Source organism: Rhodococcus sp. KRD197 (assembly GCF_017168235.1).
In the GTDB taxonomy this organism is placed as follows: Bacteria; Actinomycetota; Actinomycetes; order Mycobacteriales; family Mycobacteriaceae; genus Rhodococcoides.
Window position 1 is genome coordinate 433882 of sequence record NZ_JABFAO010000002.1, and the last position, 14515, is coordinate 448396.

The following is a 14515-nucleotide window of genomic DNA, read 5'->3' on the forward strand; positions in this document are numbered from 1 at the left end:
TGGAAATACATAGCCCGCTATGTATTTCCACGCACATAGGTTGGCGCCTACTGGACGCGCAGGATGACCTTTCCGATGGCATCGGCGTCGAGCATCCGGTGGCCCTCTGGTGCGTCGGTGATCGGCAGCTCGGCATGAACGATGGGGCTGACGGTGCCCTCCTCGATCAGGGGCCACAGACGAGCGATCATGTCGGCGACGATGTCCGCTTTGCTGGACCTACCCGTTTCGGGTCGCCCGCGCAGTCCCGCCGCATGCACGGTTCCGCGCTTGCCGAGTAGCGCGCCGAAGTTCAGTTCTCCCGTGATGCCGCCCTGCATGCCGATGGTGATGAGCGTCCCGTCCATCGCCAGTGCGTCGATGTTCGGCTGAAGGTACTTCGCGCCCATGTTGTCCAGGATGAGGTCGGCGCCGTGACCGCCCGTCCTGTCCTTCAGCACCTCGACGAAGTCCTGGTTCTTGTAGTCGATCAGGATGTCCGCGCCCAGAGACGCGCAGAAGTCGAGCTTGGACTGCGAGCCGGCTGTGACAGCGACGGTAGCGCCGAACGCCTTGGCCACCTGGATACCGTGCGTGCCGATGCCGCTGCCACCGCCGTGCAACAGCACCACCTGGCCGGATCGCAGGCCGCCGTACATTACGAGGTTCGACCACACCGTCGCCGCGACCTCGGGAAGTGCCGCTGCCGCGTGCAGATCGAGGGCTCCCGGGATGGGGAGCAGCTGTGTCGACGGCACAGCGACCTGTTCGGCGTAGCCACCACCGGCGAGCAGCGCGCACACCCTGTCGCCAACCCTCCAGCCGTGCACGCCCTCGCCGAGCTCGGAAATGACACCGGAGCATTCGAGGCCGAGGATCTCGCTGGCTCCCGGAGGCGGCGGATACACGCCCTGCCGCTGCATCAGATCGGCGCGATTGACGGCGGTGGCGGCGACGTCGACGATGACCTGTCCGCGTTGCGGACGTGGGTCCGGTACCTCGGTCCACTGCATGACGTCGGGTGAACCGAACTCTGTCAGGGTGATTGCGTGCATGGACCGAGGCTACCCAGGTGAGTGGAAATACATGCCCTGCTATGTATTTCCGCTCACATGCGCGAAGCGCCTACACATCCCAGAGATTGATCCCGAAGTCCCGGGCATGCTCGTCGATCCGGGAGAGCTCGTCGCCGCTGAAGTCGAGATTGTCCAGCGCCCCGACGTTGTTCTCGAGTTGGCGCACACTCGAAGCTCCGATGAGCACGGACGTCACACGCGGGTCGCGCAGTGCCCAGCTGAGCGCGAGCTGGGCGAGCGACTGACCGCGCGAGGCAGCGATGTCGTTGAGCGAATTGAGATGCCCGACGTGCGCGTCGGTGAACCAGTCCGGGTTCAGCGACTTCCCTTGAGTCGCCCGTGAACCTTCCGGGATCCCGTCGAGGTACTTGTCGGTCAGCATCCCCTGCGCCAGCGGCGAGAACGCGATGGCTCCCGCGCCGAGACCGTCCAGGGCGTCGAGCAGGCCTTCCTCGATCCAGCGGTTCACCATCGAATAGCTCGGTTGATGAATCAGCAGGGGGACACCCGCCGACTGCAGTATCTCCGCCATCTTCACCGTGTTGTCGGGTGTGTAGGAACTGATGCCGACGTAGAGGGCTTTTCCCTGCTGCACCGCGCTGATCAGTGCGCCCGCTGTCTCTTCGAGCGGCGTCTCGTGGTCGGGGCGGTGGCTGTAGAAGATGTCGACGTAGTCCAGCCCCATCCGCTGGAGCGACTGATCCAGCGAGGCCGTCAAGTACTTGCGTGACCCACCGAAACCGTAAGGCCCGGGCCACATGTCCCAGCCCGCCTTGCTCGAGATGACCAACTCGTCGCGGTAGCCGGCGAAGTCCTCACGCAGGATCCGCCCGAAGTTCTTCTCCGCGCTTCCGTACGGCGGTCCGTAGTTGTTCGCCAGATCGAAGTGCGTGATGCCGAGGTCGAAGGCGCGCCGCAGCACCGCACGCTGCGTCATCAGCGGGGCGTCGTCGCCGAAGTTGTGCCACAGTCCCAGCGAGATGGCAGGCAGCTTCAGGCCGCTGCTACCGGTCCGGCGGTAGAGCATCGAGTCGTAGCGGTCCGCCGCGGCGACGTAGGGGGCATCGATGTGCGGTTCGGGCCTGCGGTGTTCGGACATGAACCGAGCGTATTCCGCATGTCGATTTCGGGCATAGATTGCGGTGGGTTACTCCTCGGTAAGAACAATGACTAATATGGCCGGGTGACGGCCGAACGATCCTTTGGTCCCGGGGGGGACCCGCAGTGGCTCGATGCTGCGGAAATGAGAGCGTGGCGCGCCTATGTGGACGGCGGCCAACGACTGATGGGGGTACTGAACAAGGATCTGCAGGACGCGCACGACCTGACGATGGCCGAGTACCGCGTCCTCGTGATGCTGTCGGAGTCGCCCGACGGTTCCCTGCGGATGAGTGATCTCGCCGACGGCGTCCTGTCCTCCCGGAGCCGACTGACCCACCAGATTCGCCGGATGGAATCCGACGGCCTGGTCGAGCGCAGCACCTGCATCGACGACGGACGGGGCGTGCTGGCCGTCATCACCGCCGAAGGCCGGCGTCGGCTAGTCGAAGCGGCCCCGACGCACGTGGTCAGCGTCCGAGCGCACCTCGTGGATCTGCTGACCGAACACGAGCTGACGGTTCTCGGTGACATCTTCGAGAAGGTCGACCGAGCAATGGGCACCGCATCGACCAAGGGGTGATTCGCTGCAGCGGGCGCTCAGCGTTTAGTATCTTGCACGGAAGCGTGGCAGAGCGGCCCAATGCACTCGCCTTGAAAGCGAGAGTGGGTAAAACCACCGGGGGTTCGAATCCCTCCGCTTCCGCCGCATGTCAGGGGCGGTTTCGAGAAACCGCCCCTGACCTTGTAGCGCTTGGCTACACGCCGGTATGACACACAAGTGACACGTCCTCAGTAGGATCGCGCCATGGCGTTGCGAAAAGGCGTGGATAAAGTGGCGCTCCCAAGCGGGGACATCCGATACGAGGTGCGGGTGCGTCTGGCACGGGCTGACGGCATGAGACGGCAGACCCGGCGTCGGTTTACTACTGCCGCGCTCGCGGGGGAGTACCTCGACAAGCTGCAAGAGACTATGTCGGCTGAGGCGGTGGCGGCTGCCGCCGACGAGGTTGGAGTCGTAACCGTGTCCGAGGCGGTCGAGCGCTGGCTTGCGGCGCAGCGGATCAATCTTACTACGCTCGCGGCTTACACGGCAGCACTGGCACCAATCGTCGACCGGTTCGGTAATCAAGATGTGCGGACCATCGGCGACCGCCAGGTGGAGCAGCTCGTGCAAGACCTGGTAGCGGGCACCGGGCCGGGTGGGCGGAAGTGGAAACGAACATCGATCAACCCGATGCTTGCGCGAACCAAAGCCGTGTGGAAGGACCTTGAGCGGCGGAAGGTATTGAGCGAGAATCTTATTCAATATGTGAAGCCGTTGCGCAAGAAGGATGACGTCGAAACCTACGAAGGTGCGTTGGACTTATCGGACCGACTCGGCGAAGACGAGTATGCGCGGCTGCTGACGGTGCACTCGAAAGTGGATCTGCCGCTGTTCGGCGGGCAGCGGTCGGCTGAGTACATGGCCGTGGTCCATGCGCCCATGGTGCACCTGGCGTTGATCGGGTTACGGCGCGGGGAGCTTGCAGGGTTACGTTGGAGTGCAATCGATTTGGATGCAGGGAGAATTACGGTAGCCGCACGGACTCGGGTTCGAATCAGTGGGCAAACCATTGATCAGAAGAACGGAAAGACCGCCCGCGCCCGACGATCCTTGAAGTTGCCGGCCCCGGTACTGGAAGTTCTGAGGGGCACGCATGAACGGCAGCAAATCGCCAGGAAGAGAGCCGGCGATGCCTGGATTGGGGCGAGAGATCTGCATGTGCTCACGCACTGGGACGGTCGAGCTGTGGCACCCCGGACACTCGATGATTGGTGGAAGGAAGCGCTGCGGTACGCGCGTGTGCCCCATCGCAGACTCCACGCCGCTCGGCACACCGCAGCGTCGCGACTGATCGCTGCGGGTGCGACACCGTCCGCGGTCGCCGCCTGGCTCGGTCACGCGGATGGCGGGACGCTCGTCTTACGCACCTATGCCCACACTGACGCGTCGGAGGTCGACGCGCTGGCGGCACTGCTCGGGTAGGGCTCCCTCCTGCAAAATATTTAGATCGGTTCGCAGATAGTCGTTGAGATACTCCGGCAGGAAACAATTGTTACTCGCCCAGTTATTCGGCAACGCTACTGACCTGCGTAATCGGCCGGTTCCAAGTTTGTCGTTCGTGCCTCCCGGCTTTATCGAACTAGTTTGTTCGACTAGAACTTGAGCACGAAAAAGGTTGATGCAGACGAAGATTCGGCCTTGCCTCCTGTATTCCTTCGGCCTACGGTTGCGCCATGGATGCCACGGGCGGAAAGTCAGGCGCAGGCAAGGATTCGCCTAACTCGCCACAGTTCTTGAGCGCGCGGGACTTCGCCGAGGCGACTGGCATTCCCCTGCGTTCGCTCCATCGCTATCTGGCGCAGGGATTGATCCCGGGTGCCGTGCGTGTCGGGCCAGGTACGAAATGGCGAATTTCCCCGCCCACCAAAGATTTTGGACACATCCAGAACTGCCCGAAATGACGTCCGTAGCAACACAACTCAGCTTATAAGTGGAAGAACCCCCGGCTGGACGGCCGGGGGTTCGTCGAGCCTAGCGAGAAGCGAGTAACCAGCTCGATCCTCGGTGTTATGCATCCCCCAACGAAAGGGACTGTCTTGACGGACAGGTCTCAGGGTAGCGCGCGCCCTCATGCGGACGCAATCCCTGATCAGAGCGTGTCGGAAGAAGTTGCCGACCACAGCTCTCCACCCACGCGGTGGCGTGAGCTCTACCAACTGATCGTCGACTTCAGCGTTCCCGGACGCGCGCTCGCCAAGGCCAGCGACGGCACCGAGACCGCCCAGTCGCTCAAGGCCGGGAACCCGCTCGCGCTCATCACCGAAGCCGAGACGCTCGGTTTCGGCACTGCCGCTCACGCCGTCGTCGGCCGTATCCGACCCGATCTGCTCACCGTCGACCTCGACGGCTGCGCAGACGTCATCGCCTCCGGTGTTCTGGACGCTGCTGAGACCGTGAACGCTCCGCTGGTCCACCTCGCAGCATCGGGATCGCACGACTCGGTCCACATCGTGCTCGCGCCGCCCACCGACTGGGCGCGGACCCACCTGACCAGCATGATCGACGAGCTGCGCGTCTGGGCCGGCTACGACACCCGCGCCGTCGACGTCCTCACCCCAGCTCGCTACCTGCGCCTGCCCGGTGCCGCGTCACTCAAGCCCACCGGCGACGTCTGCCGACCCATCGCCCTCGACGGCACTCCCCTTTCCGCCCTCGATGCGGCCGCCCGAGCCCGCAATGCACTGTCCGAGGTCGCGGCGTCGCCGGCAGCCGCTCCCCAGTTCGCGGCGACCGGACACGGACGATCACGACCGGCCAAGACCACTGTGAGCACCACAGATCGCATCGTCCGCACGCTCGCGCAGGACGCGGCACCGGTGGTCGTGACCGACGTCGCGCCCCGCGCGTGGCGCCGCAGGAAACGCTTCAGCTACGCAGACTGGCAGCTGCTCATGAGTCACCCCGCAGTCGGTGTCCGCTCGGACCGCGCCACGGAGGCCGCGTGGCTGCTCTGGCGTTCCGGCATTCGCGACTGGACGATGGCGCGCTGGTACTACCGCAACTGCCCCGTCTTCGAGAAGTTCGCCGTCCGCGAGAGCGCCACCCCGGGCAGCAGCCGAGCGCACTGGGAATCCATCGCGAGCCGTGCCCGCGCTCACCGCCCCCCGCTGTCCGATACCGACAGCGCCGTCATCGGGCGCGTACGCGAGCACCTCTGCACCTGGACAGATCGACCGGCCCAGGCCATCGCGATGCTGGCCGTCCTCGAGCACCGATTCACCGACGGTCACGGACTGACCGATCGCCCGATCGCGGTACGCGACCTGATGTCGTGGCTCAACGTCGCCTCCATCGGCACCGCGAAACGTCTCCTGGACGACCTCGTGGAGCAACGAGCTCTCGTGATCTCGATCCCCTACGCGCAGACTGCGCCCCGAGAAGCCTCGCGGTATTCACTCGTCGATCCACAGGTGGTTCTTTCACAGTCACATTCGGAACATGACGTCACAATCCTGGGCACTCCCCTCCCCCTGACGTTGCATCTGCGAGATGCCCTTCGTTGTGGCCGAATTTGATCCTCGAGAAATCTCATTCTTCCACTACGACAGGGCATTTCGTGTCTGCGACCCGCGCTTGGTCGCTACCGAATCGGTGCAACCAGGTTAAGGACACCTCCGTGGGAGGAGTGCGCTTTGGCGATGGCGATGACGGCCGTGTCGATGTGCGAGGCGGTGAGGCTTTCCGACAGATTTCGCGCAGAAGCGGCTGCTGTCGCCTCCCCCTGCCATGTGTCCATCGCCGCGTCGACCGCACGATCCATCCGGTGGATCTGATCGGTGAACGTACTGTTCGACGCCAGTAGAGACGTGGCGTAGTCGAGCATCGAGCTCGGTTGGCAGCCCTGCACGTGCGAGATGGTGGTCACCCCGGAACCCCGCCGCCGAAGCGCTGCAACTGAGAACTGAACGCCTCGTCGACGTCCTCGTAGCTCGTCGCGCTCCACTCACACGTTGCCGACATTTCGTTGACGTTGAGGGCGATGCGTGCGTAGGCGTCCGCCGTCGACCTCGTGCTCTGCTCGGAGTCGGCGGCAATGGGCGAGCCCGGCATGGTGACCGTCGCCGTCACACAGATTCCGTTCATCGTGCTCGCTGCATCGGCGAGTGTTCTGCCGAGTGCTCGAAGCTCCTCGAGATCGACTGCCAGCAGTTCACCCACTTCTCGCCCCCCAGCGGAATCGAATGACGTCAGCTCGAGAGCAGCGCCAAATCGCCAGAAGGCTAACACGCATGCACGTACAAGAGTTTCCCCTGCGCCCTTGTCCCCACTGCGCTCGTCAGCTTTGCCGCGTTGTCCTACCGGACCCGACTCCCACTCCTACGACCACCCATAGCGTTGGACAGCGGACCAGGTCGCTGCCGAGTATTCCAAGGTGACGACAGTGGGCCTCGATGTGACACAGAGATGACACACCGCGGAGTAGTCGTGAGTAGCAGTGGAACGGCCAACCCAAGGTAAACTTGCTGACCAGGAGAAATTCTGACTGGATTTTGTAATTATGCCCGCCCTCGTCTTGAAAGCGAGAGACGTGTAAAAGCGTCCGGGGGTTCAAATCCCTCCGCTTCCGCTACAGGTTGTTGTTCGAATCCGGTCCACCCGCAAGGGTGGGCCGGATTTGTTCCATCCCGTCGGTTCCGGCGCTATTCTTTCGCTAGCGCTGACCCGAGGAGTTCCATGACCGGATTGTCCCGTCGCCAGTTCGTCAGCCGTGTTGGCGCGTTGGCGGCGTTGTGGGGAATGGCTCCAGGCGTGCTGGGCGATCGACTCGCGGTCGCTCAGACGTCTCCCGAAGCGCCGTTGTCGACGTTGTCGGGGACTATTCTGCGGAACGCCGGGGACGCTCATTCGTACCGAACGCTGACGGCTGCGCCGGGTGAGAACTATGTGCAGCGATTGGATATTCTGCGTGCGGCACCGTCGCCAGTGAGAGCGAGCGTGCGCCGTTCGATCCTCTATCTTGGGCACCTGTCCGACATGCACGTCATCGATGCCCAGTCGCCCGGCCGTATCGAGCCGATGATCGTGCAGGATCACGCGACATGGGGATCGGCGTTCCATCCGCAGGACCCACTCACCGTGCACGTGACCGCAGCGATGGTGAAGTCGTTCGCCGACAACTCGGTCAGTCCGGTGAGTGGAGTGCCGCTCGGCGCAGCAATCGTTACCGGCGACAGTGCGGACATGCATTCGAATCTCGAACTACGCTGGTACATAGATGTTCTCGATGGTGTTCCGGTGACTCCGAACAGTGGATCTCCTACGGTGTTCGAAGGCGTGCAGGCATGGCAGGACGCGCAGTGGGCCTACCGGCCAGATGACCCGTCAGGTGGATCGTTCGGTGAATACGGGTTTCCCCGACTTCCCAATTTGTTGTCCCAGGCCATTGCCCAACCCGTGGAGTCGGTGGGGTTGCCGGTGCCGTGGTACTCGGTGTACGGCAATCACGACACTCTTTTGCTCGGCACTTTCGACCTCTCCTCTCAATTGCATTCGCTGGCAGTCGGATCGGAGAAGGCGTACACGTTGGGTGCCACCGCGACGTCCACGTTGGCAGGATACGCAGCGACCGCAAGTCCACTGCAGCGAATGGTGGACGCATTGGGTGTTCAATCAGGCTTGCGGCCGGGGTTTCGCAGTGTCACAGCGGATCCGCGGCGTTATCTGTTCGAACAACGTGAATTCATGGCCGAGCATTTCGACACCACGGAGTTACCCGGTCCTGTCGGGCACGGTTTCACCCAGCACAACCTCGAGTCAGGGGAAACCTGGTGGACAACGGATGTTACCCCTAACGTACGTTTCTTCGGGCTCGATACCTGCAATGCCGTTGCTGGAGCCGACGGTGCAGTGCCAGAGGACCAGTTCGAGTGGCTCAGAGGTCAATTGAATCGCGCGCAGTCAGAAAAGAAGCTCGTTCTTGTTCTGACGCATCACAACAGCCTCACCTTGGAGAATCGGGCGCAGCGACCGGGCTCGAACAAGAAACTCTACGGTGCTGAAGAATTCGTCGACCTTCTCTTGTCGTATCCGGTGGTGATCGGTTGGCTCAACGGGCATACGCATCAGAATCAGATCCTCGCTCACCGCGGAGCGGGTAGCGGATTCTGGGAGATCACGACGGCGTCGTGCATCGACTTTCCACAGCAACAGCAGACCGTCGAGATCGTCGACAACAGGGATGGAACGCTGTCGCTGTTCACGACGGTTCTCGATCACGCGTCGCCGATAACCCCCGGCTCGTCGGGTGGCTATCTGGATCTCGCATCGCAGAGTCGAGAACTGGCTGCCAACGATTGGGCCGAGAATCCACTCATGAGAAGGGGTTCGGCGTTGGACCGCAACACTGAGCTACTGTTGCCCGCACCGTTCGACTTGGCCGCCATCACGGATGCCTCGCTCGAACAGCAACACATGAGCGAACGCGCTCGCCTGCTCGCGTACCAGCAGCGAGCGCAGCGATGAAGGGTGCGATCGGAGCAGTGGCCCTCGCGCTTGTTCTTGCGGGATGCTCGCAAGTCGACGCACTCGCGCCAGTCGGGGGAGCTGGTATCGCAGACTTGCGATACGCGACCAACGAGGTGCTACTGGAGAAGGGTGTCGATATTCTCGTTGCACCTGTGTGCGACGGCGAGGGGTTGGCTCTTCGATGTGTTGGAGAGACCGTCGGCAACGAGACCATCACGGCAACATCGACATCCGAGGAGGAGTCGTCGTTCGATCTCGTGGTCGGAACTTCCGTCATCTACTCAGGGCCCGTGCAGTCCGTGCTCGAGCGCAATGGAACAGCGGGTGCACGGTGATCGGGATGTGGCGCGGGCTCGCGCGCGGCGCCCGAGTAATACTGCCGGTAGTGCTTGTCGGTGCCATAGTTCAGGGGCTACTGGTGGTCGGTGATCCGACCCCGCACGTCGACTGGGTTTTCGCACTGCGCGTGGTGGTGTCAGGACTGGTTGTGATCGTCCTGACCTGGCTGATCGTGGGGGTGGCGGCGACCGCTGTCGATGCCGACGCGGGCTTGTCGATCCCTCCGATCAGGCTGTTGATAGGAGTGACGTCAGCAGTGGTCGGTGGAGCGCTTGCCGGCGTTCTCTCGCCGATTCTGCCGATAGTCGTTGCGGTGGTTGGATTGCCGGTGCTGTCGGCTTTGGCGGTACGACCATGGACGGCTCCGATCCGGACGGTCATGGTCTCGCCGTTTCGTACGCTCCTCGGGTTCGTTCTGGTAGCAACGCTGTTCATCGTCAACTGGGTGACTGCGTTGCTGCTTGGCTTCTTCATCGCCGGTCCCGTTGCGGCCATGCTCACGTGGGTGATGTTCGGCTTCAGCACCGCAATTGCGGCAACCTATTGGGCGGCTCTGCATCGCAGATCTCTGGCGCAGGACAAGCCCGAAGCGGGTGCGTCGACTCGAACCGTGTAATCGAAGCGAACGCGTCCGGACTGCTCTTCTGCGAGAGGTATCAATCGTGTCCGATCTTGCGTACGTGAGTGTTCGCCGCATCCAGTCCGATCTTCTGCGCATTGACCAATCGAAGCGTGGGCACCTGATCTCCTGTGGTGTCATCGATCAGCGTCGAGCGCAGTTCGCCGTCACGGAAGGCGTGGCGCTCACCCCACTGCCGCAAGCTCACGATCACTGTGAACAGGTCCATGCCACGTTCGGTCAGAACGTACTCGTTCCGGGTCCCCTGTTCGTTGGATCGAGTCTCCAGAATTCCTTGCTCGACAAGCCCTCGTAGCCTGTCCGTCAGAATGTTCTTCGCGATACCCAGGTTGCGCTGAAACTGACTGAATCTGCGTGCACCGTCGAAGGCATCGCGCACTATCAGCAGTGACCATCTGTCTCCGACGATGTCGGCTGTCCTGGCGACGGGGCAATGCGAGTCCGTCCACTGCGAACGATCGATCATCTAGCCTCCTCGATTGGTTGCGTTTTGAAACCATTCCAACGTACCCTCGAAATGGTATCAAAATGCAACCGAATGGAGGTCGTTGTGGTCGATCGTGCCGTACACGAGATTGCACCGGTCCGGCGGAGAATGTCTCGGGGACTACGCATCCTGCTGGCCGTGCTCTGTGGGGTCTCGGTGGCGAACATCTACTACGCCCAGCCGCTTCTCGAACAGATCGGGTCGGACCTCTCGCTTCCCACGGCAAGCCTCGGCCTGGTCGTCGCACTCGCCCAGCTCGGCTATCTGGTGGGATTGATCATGCTGGTACCGCTGGGCGACCTGGTGGACCGCAGGAAACTGATCGCAATCCAAACTGCCGCTGCCGCAACAGGAACACTGCTTGTTGCGTTCTCCACCACAAACGCGCAACTACTGATCGGCATCACCGTCACGGGGGTGTTCTCGGTAGTCGTCCAAGTCATCGTCGCCTACGCCGCGGCGATCAGCGACCCCGATGAGCGGGGCGCAAACATCGGTGTCATCACCAGTGGCGTGGTGGTGGGCATCATCCTTGCCCGCACCGTAGCCGGGATGGTCGCCGACGTGGCCGGCTGGCGCGCGGTCTACTCGGGGTCTGCCGTCATTTCCATCCTGATAGCCGCAGTCGCCTTGACGATGTTGCCGAAAGACGTACGTTCGCGACCGAAACAGGGCACGTATGCACGCGCAGTCGGGTCAGTAGTAACGCTGACGACTACGAACCGAGTGTTTCGTACCCGAGCATTGATCACCTTGTTCTTGTTCGCGTCCTTCGGTGCACTGTGGAGCGGCATGACCTTGCCACTGACCGAGGAACCATGGCGGTTGTCGACAACACAGATCGGGCTGTTCGGAATCGCCGGGCTGATCGGCGCACTGGGAGCGGTCAGCGCCGGCCGATGGGCCGATCAGGGGAAAGCGCAACGCGTCACAGGCCTGTCCCTGGTAGTTCTCGTACTCTCGTGGGTACTGAGTGCGCAGGCGACCCACTCGCTTGCTCTGCTCGTAGTCGGCGTGATCGCGCTGGACTTCGCCGTCCAGGCTGTGCATGTCACGAGCCAGAACCTGATCGTCGCGCACGATCCCGAATCTGCCGGTCGAATCATCGGTAGTTACATGGTGTTCTACTCGTTGGGCAGTGCAATCGGAGCGATCTCCACGACTGTGGTTTTCCATGCTGCGGGTTGGGGTGCTGCGAGCGTCTTGGGTGGTGCATACGCTACCGCCGCCCTCAGCGTGTGGGTCATCGACCGATTGCGTGTTTCCGAACGGCTCGATGAGTTGAGCTGCGACTCCCGATGAACCATCGAGATCTGGGCTTCGTCATCGCCTCCCCGCTGCGGCCAGCACGCTCAGCGCCGCGCAGCTCACCCATTCGTTCGACTGCTTTCGGCTGGTCGGTCCCCACCGGACCAGTGAGCGTCCGTTGGCGTTCGTCGATGCGCTGACGCGGTAGAACTTCGCTTCAGCGGGAAATCCGCCGTCGGGCAGCTGTTTCGACTCCAGGACCTCGAGTGCCTCGACGCAGCGTTCGTCGTCGAGCATCTCCGCTTCGGCGAGCACAGTGAGCGCCATGAGGATGTCGTAGTGCCAATAGCACGGGAAGTGAAGCTGCAGGAAAGACGGGTCGATCACGCTCCCATTGGATAGTCTGCGAAAGAGCTGGTGCTCGAGAAAGAGTTCGGCGGCACGCACGACTGCGTCGCGGGTGTCGCTGCGGCCTGTGGTGCGTGCATGCACGTTCAATGCTCGAAGGGGCACAAGGCTTTCGCCGAACGACGAAGCATGACCGGTTGCTTTGCGGTCGCAGTTCCATCCGCCATCGGGCCATTGGGCGCGGAGGAGTCGGGCGACGAGATAGTCGACGCGCTCGTCTGCCAGTCCCAGGCGCAGCAGTGCCCAGGCCAGGTTGCCGTCGATCGAGGCGTGCAGCGTCGGCAGTGCGGTACCGCGGACTCGGCCGATGTGGCGTTTCTCGTACAGATCCGACAACAACCAACCCAACGCCTGCTCACGCAACGGGACGAGCGTTTCATCGCCCGCCGGGTACCCCACCTCTGCCAACGCGACGAGCACCCAATGAGCGCCGAACCACTTCGCGTTGTACGGGTGAAAGGGCAAGGTGCCGTCGGCTGATCGCTCCGAAAGCAGCTGGCGCACCCGTTCGCTCGTAGCTACTTCTGCCTGCGCAGCTGTGACCGCAGGACTGTCCGCCGATTCGCCCAACACACCGATGCGAGTCCGCACACGGATGGATGGCTCGTCCGAAGCAAGCAACCGGGCCACGATCGGTTCGGCAGACAGGATCACTCACCGCCCTGACCGCGTCGATTTCGAACACTTCACCCGTCGATCATCCACGCCCGGCGTCGACAACACCAGGGACATCCCGCCACTGAATTTCCAACTCGAACCGCCGCCGGGACTCGAATCGGCGAGTTGCGCCGGTGATCGGATCGGTGAACTCGAGCGTCGCCGCCAGCGGTTGAAGCGGTTCGGTGTAGTCGTCGACGGCTCGGCCCGACGCGACTGGATAGAGGTCGTCGCCGATGATGGGAAGTCCCAGGGAGTTCATGTGCAGCCGAAGTTGGTGGGTGCGGCCGGTCGTGGGATGCAACCGATATCGGCCGCGTCCGCTCCGGTGTTCGACGAGCTCGATGAATGTTTCGGCATTCGGTTCACCGTCGACCTCGTGTGCCTCGAAAGTGTTCTTTTCCTTCATGATTCGGCTGCGAACAGTGCGCGGAAACCGCAGGGAGGGATCGTAGGGTGCGATCGCCTCGTACACCTTGAGTACTTTCCGATCCTGGAACAGCGTCTGATATGCGCCGCGAAGAGAGGGTTCGACGACGAACAGCACGAGCCCGGCGGTCACCCGGTCCAGGCGATGGGCCGGAACGAGCTGCGGCAGATCGAGATCCTCGCGCAACCGGACCAGTGCGGTCTGCAGGATGTGCCCGCCCCGCGGAATGGTGGGAAGAAAGTGTGGTTTGTCGATCACCAGCAGCGTCTCGTCGCGGTGGACGATCGAGATATCGAACGGCACAACGGTTTCCACCGGAAGATCGCGGTGAAACCAGACGGCCTCTCCCGGGACGTAGGACGCGTCTGGGGCGACGGGTCCGGCCATGTCGACGATGTCACCGGCGTCGAGCATCTCGTCGATGCGTGTTGCCGCGATGCGCGGGACCTCGTCGACGAGGAAATCGCGGATCGTCACCCAGGTGCCGTCCTCGGGCATGCGGATGCGAGCAGGGTCGAGTCCATGCCGCTTCTGCAGCGGCGGTTGTTGCCGTCGGCGCACCCGACGAGCCTATCGGTGCGCCGAGTTCGCACTTGTGCAGCGGAGTGCAGCCACTACGTCAGCACAAGTGCGAATTCGATGGTGCTATTCGCAGCCGATGCCGTCGTTGTCGCGGTCGAGGTGCTGGCCGAAGCCGTAGTCGCCGCGATAGACGGGTGCGGCGCCGGCGTCGCGGGCTTCGGTGCAGTTTCGGTACTGGAATGCGCTCGGCGCGGGAGCAGATCGGGGCGCCGGTGCCATCAGGGGAGCCGGGGGCAGAGGGACCGGGCAGAACTGCGCCGAGCCGGAGTTGCACAGAAAGTCGGTGATCGGATCGGCCGCCGCAACTGCGGGTGTGGTGGCCATCGCGGCTGCGAGGACGAAGCCACCGAGGCCGGCACGAACGAGCATGGTCTTGCGAGTCATCTACTGCTCCTGAGAACGAGGGGACCTGAATCTTGGGACTCGAGTTGTTCAACAGTCAATCGAAATCATTCGCGTGAATGAACGTGTTGGAGAAATTCCCCGCTGTCACCCCGAG

At 62.7% G+C, this 14515-nt stretch carries 15 protein-coding genes and 1 tRNA gene; 8 read left to right on the forward strand and 8 right to left on the reverse strand.

Annotated features, from left to right (window positions below; translation table 11 throughout):
• Nucleotides 1-47 precede the first annotated feature (47 nt).
• On the reverse strand, nt 48-1034 hold the full coding sequence (locus J1M86_RS04255) for an NAD(P)H-quinone oxidoreductase (protein WP_206508931.1): 987 nt from the start codon (nt 1032-1034) through the stop codon (nt 48-50).
• Nucleotides 1035-1104: 70 nt separating this feature from the next.
• A complete protein-coding gene (mgrA, locus tag J1M86_RS04260; protein ID WP_206508932.1) occupies nt 1105-2154 on the reverse strand; it encodes an L-glyceraldehyde 3-phosphate reductase in 1050 nt (349 codons plus the stop codon).
• A gap of 144 nt (nt 2155-2298) precedes the next feature.
• On the opposite strand from mgrA, the gene J1M86_RS04265 reads away from it, so the two are divergent.
• The 4 genes from J1M86_RS04265 to J1M86_RS04280 all read left to right on the forward strand — a co-directional run bounded on the left by J1M86_RS04265 (nt 2299) and on the right by J1M86_RS04280 (nt 6275).
• Complete coding sequence (locus tag J1M86_RS04265; RefSeq protein WP_075838895.1) at nt 2299-2736, forward strand: MarR family winged helix-turn-helix transcriptional regulator; 438 nt, start codon at nt 2299-2301, stop codon at nt 2734-2736.
• 38 nt (nt 2737-2774) lie between these two features.
• Nucleotides 2775-2859: transfer RNA gene (locus J1M86_RS04270), tRNA-Ser, on the forward strand.
• Nucleotides 2860-2988: 129 nt separating this feature from the next.
• Nucleotides 2989-4182 carry a site-specific integrase gene (locus J1M86_RS26795; protein WP_206508933.1) on the forward strand — a complete coding sequence of 398 codons (1194 nt, stop codon included), beginning with the start codon at nt 2989-2991 and terminating at the stop codon, nt 4180-4182.
• A 674-nt stretch (nt 4183-4856) separates the two neighbouring features.
• Nucleotides 4857-6275, forward strand: a complete 1419-nt coding sequence (locus J1M86_RS04280; RefSeq protein ID WP_206508934.1) for a hypothetical protein — start codon at nt 4857-4859, stop codon at nt 6273-6275.
• A gap of 65 nt (nt 6276-6340) precedes the next feature.
• Here the strand turns inward: J1M86_RS04280 and J1M86_RS04285 are convergent, their stop codons facing one another.
• Nucleotides 6341-6625 (reverse strand): hypothetical protein, encoded by a 285-nt coding sequence (locus J1M86_RS04285; RefSeq protein WP_241259538.1) that lies wholly within the window; start codon nt 6623-6625, stop codon nt 6341-6343.
• Entirely contained in the window at nt 6622-6918 is a 297-nt protein-coding gene (locus tag J1M86_RS04290; RefSeq protein WP_206508935.1) for a hypothetical protein, read from the reverse strand. The genes J1M86_RS04285 and J1M86_RS04290 overlap by 4 nt, the downstream gene beginning before the upstream one ends.
• Nucleotides 6919-7434: 516 nt before the next feature.
• On the opposite strand from J1M86_RS04290, the gene J1M86_RS04295 reads away from it, so the two are divergent.
• Genes J1M86_RS04295 through J1M86_RS04305 form a run of 3 tightly spaced genes read left to right on the forward strand, consistent with a single transcriptional unit; the run spans nt 7435 to nt 10180 of the window.
• The gene (locus J1M86_RS04295; RefSeq protein ID WP_206508936.1) at nt 7435-9222 is read left to right on the forward strand and encodes a TIGR03767 family metallophosphoesterase; all 1788 of its coding nucleotides are present in this window, start codon (nt 7435-7437) and stop codon (nt 9220-9222) included.
• On the forward strand, nt 9219-9560 hold the full coding sequence (locus J1M86_RS04300) for a hypothetical protein (protein ID WP_075838896.1): 342 nt from the start codon (nt 9219-9221) through the stop codon (nt 9558-9560). The genes J1M86_RS04295 and J1M86_RS04300 overlap by 4 nt, the downstream gene beginning before the upstream one ends.
• 5 nt (nt 9561-9565) lie before the next feature.
• Nucleotides 9566-10180 carry a hypothetical protein gene (locus J1M86_RS04305; RefSeq protein WP_139318074.1) on the forward strand — a complete coding sequence of 205 codons (615 nt, stop codon included), beginning with the start codon at nt 9566-9568 and terminating at the stop codon, nt 10178-10180.
• A 40-nt stretch (nt 10181-10220) separates the two neighbouring features.
• Here the strand turns inward: J1M86_RS04305 and J1M86_RS04310 are convergent, their stop codons facing one another.
• On the reverse strand, nt 10221-10670 hold the full coding sequence (locus J1M86_RS04310; RefSeq protein ID WP_206508937.1) for a helix-turn-helix domain-containing protein: 450 nt from the start codon (nt 10668-10670) through the stop codon (nt 10221-10223).
• 72 nt (nt 10671-10742) lie between these two features.
• Here J1M86_RS04310 and J1M86_RS04315 point away from each other — a divergent pair, with 72 nt between their 5' ends.
• Complete coding sequence (locus J1M86_RS04315; RefSeq protein WP_241259539.1) at nt 10743-11993, forward strand: MFS transporter; 1251 nt, start codon at nt 10743-10745, stop codon at nt 11991-11993.
• Between the two features lie 21 nt (nt 11994-12014).
• Here J1M86_RS04315 and J1M86_RS04320 read toward each other — a convergent pair whose 3' ends face one another.
• The 3 genes from J1M86_RS04320 to J1M86_RS04330 form a co-directional block, all read right to left on the reverse strand.
• Nucleotides 12015-13001, reverse strand: a complete 987-nt coding sequence (locus J1M86_RS04320; RefSeq protein WP_083667632.1) for a hypothetical protein — start codon at nt 12999-13001, stop codon at nt 12015-12017.
• A 43-nt stretch (nt 13002-13044) separates the two neighbouring features.
• A complete protein-coding gene (locus J1M86_RS04325; RefSeq protein ID WP_307786521.1) occupies nt 13045-13995 on the reverse strand; it encodes a pseudouridine synthase in 951 nt (316 codons plus the stop codon).
• An 84-nt stretch (nt 13996-14079) separates the two neighbouring features.
• Nucleotides 14080-14400 (reverse strand): excalibur calcium-binding domain-containing protein, encoded by a 321-nt coding sequence (locus J1M86_RS04330; RefSeq protein ID WP_075838899.1) that lies wholly within the window; start codon nt 14398-14400, stop codon nt 14080-14082.
• Nucleotides 14401-14515 lie beyond the last annotated feature (115 nt).

Excerpts from the sequence above, each read along its gene's own strand:
- J1M86_RS04255 (WP_206508931.1), bottom strand. The coding sequence starts at position 1,034 with ATGCACGCAATCACCCTGACAGAGTTCGGTTCACCCGACGTCATGCAG.
- mgrA (WP_206508932.1), bottom strand. The coding sequence starts at position 2,154 with ATGTCCGAACACCGCAGGCCCGAACCGCACATCGATGCCCCCTACGTC.
- J1M86_RS04265 (WP_075838895.1), top strand. The coding sequence starts at position 2,299 with ATGAGAGCGTGGCGCGCCTATGTGGACGGCGGCCAACGACTGATGGGG.
- J1M86_RS04295 (WP_206508936.1), top strand. The coding sequence starts at position 7,435 with ATGACCGGATTGTCCCGTCGCCAGTTCGTCAGCCGTGTTGGCGCGTTG.
- J1M86_RS04300 (WP_075838896.1), top strand. The coding sequence starts at position 9,219 with ATGAAGGGTGCGATCGGAGCAGTGGCCCTCGCGCTTGTTCTTGCGGGA.
- J1M86_RS04305 (WP_139318074.1), top strand. The coding sequence starts at position 9,566 with ATGTGGCGCGGGCTCGCGCGCGGCGCCCGAGTAATACTGCCGGTAGTG.
- J1M86_RS04310 (WP_206508937.1), bottom strand. The coding sequence starts at position 10,670 with ATGATCGATCGTTCGCAGTGGACGGACTCGCATTGCCCCGTCGCCAGG.
- J1M86_RS04315 (WP_241259539.1), top strand. The coding sequence starts at position 10,743 with ATGGAGGTCGTTGTGGTCGATCGTGCCGTACACGAGATTGCACCGGTC.
- J1M86_RS04330 (WP_075838899.1), bottom strand. The coding sequence starts at position 14,400 with ATGACTCGCAAGACCATGCTCGTTCGTGCCGGCCTCGGTGGCTTCGTC.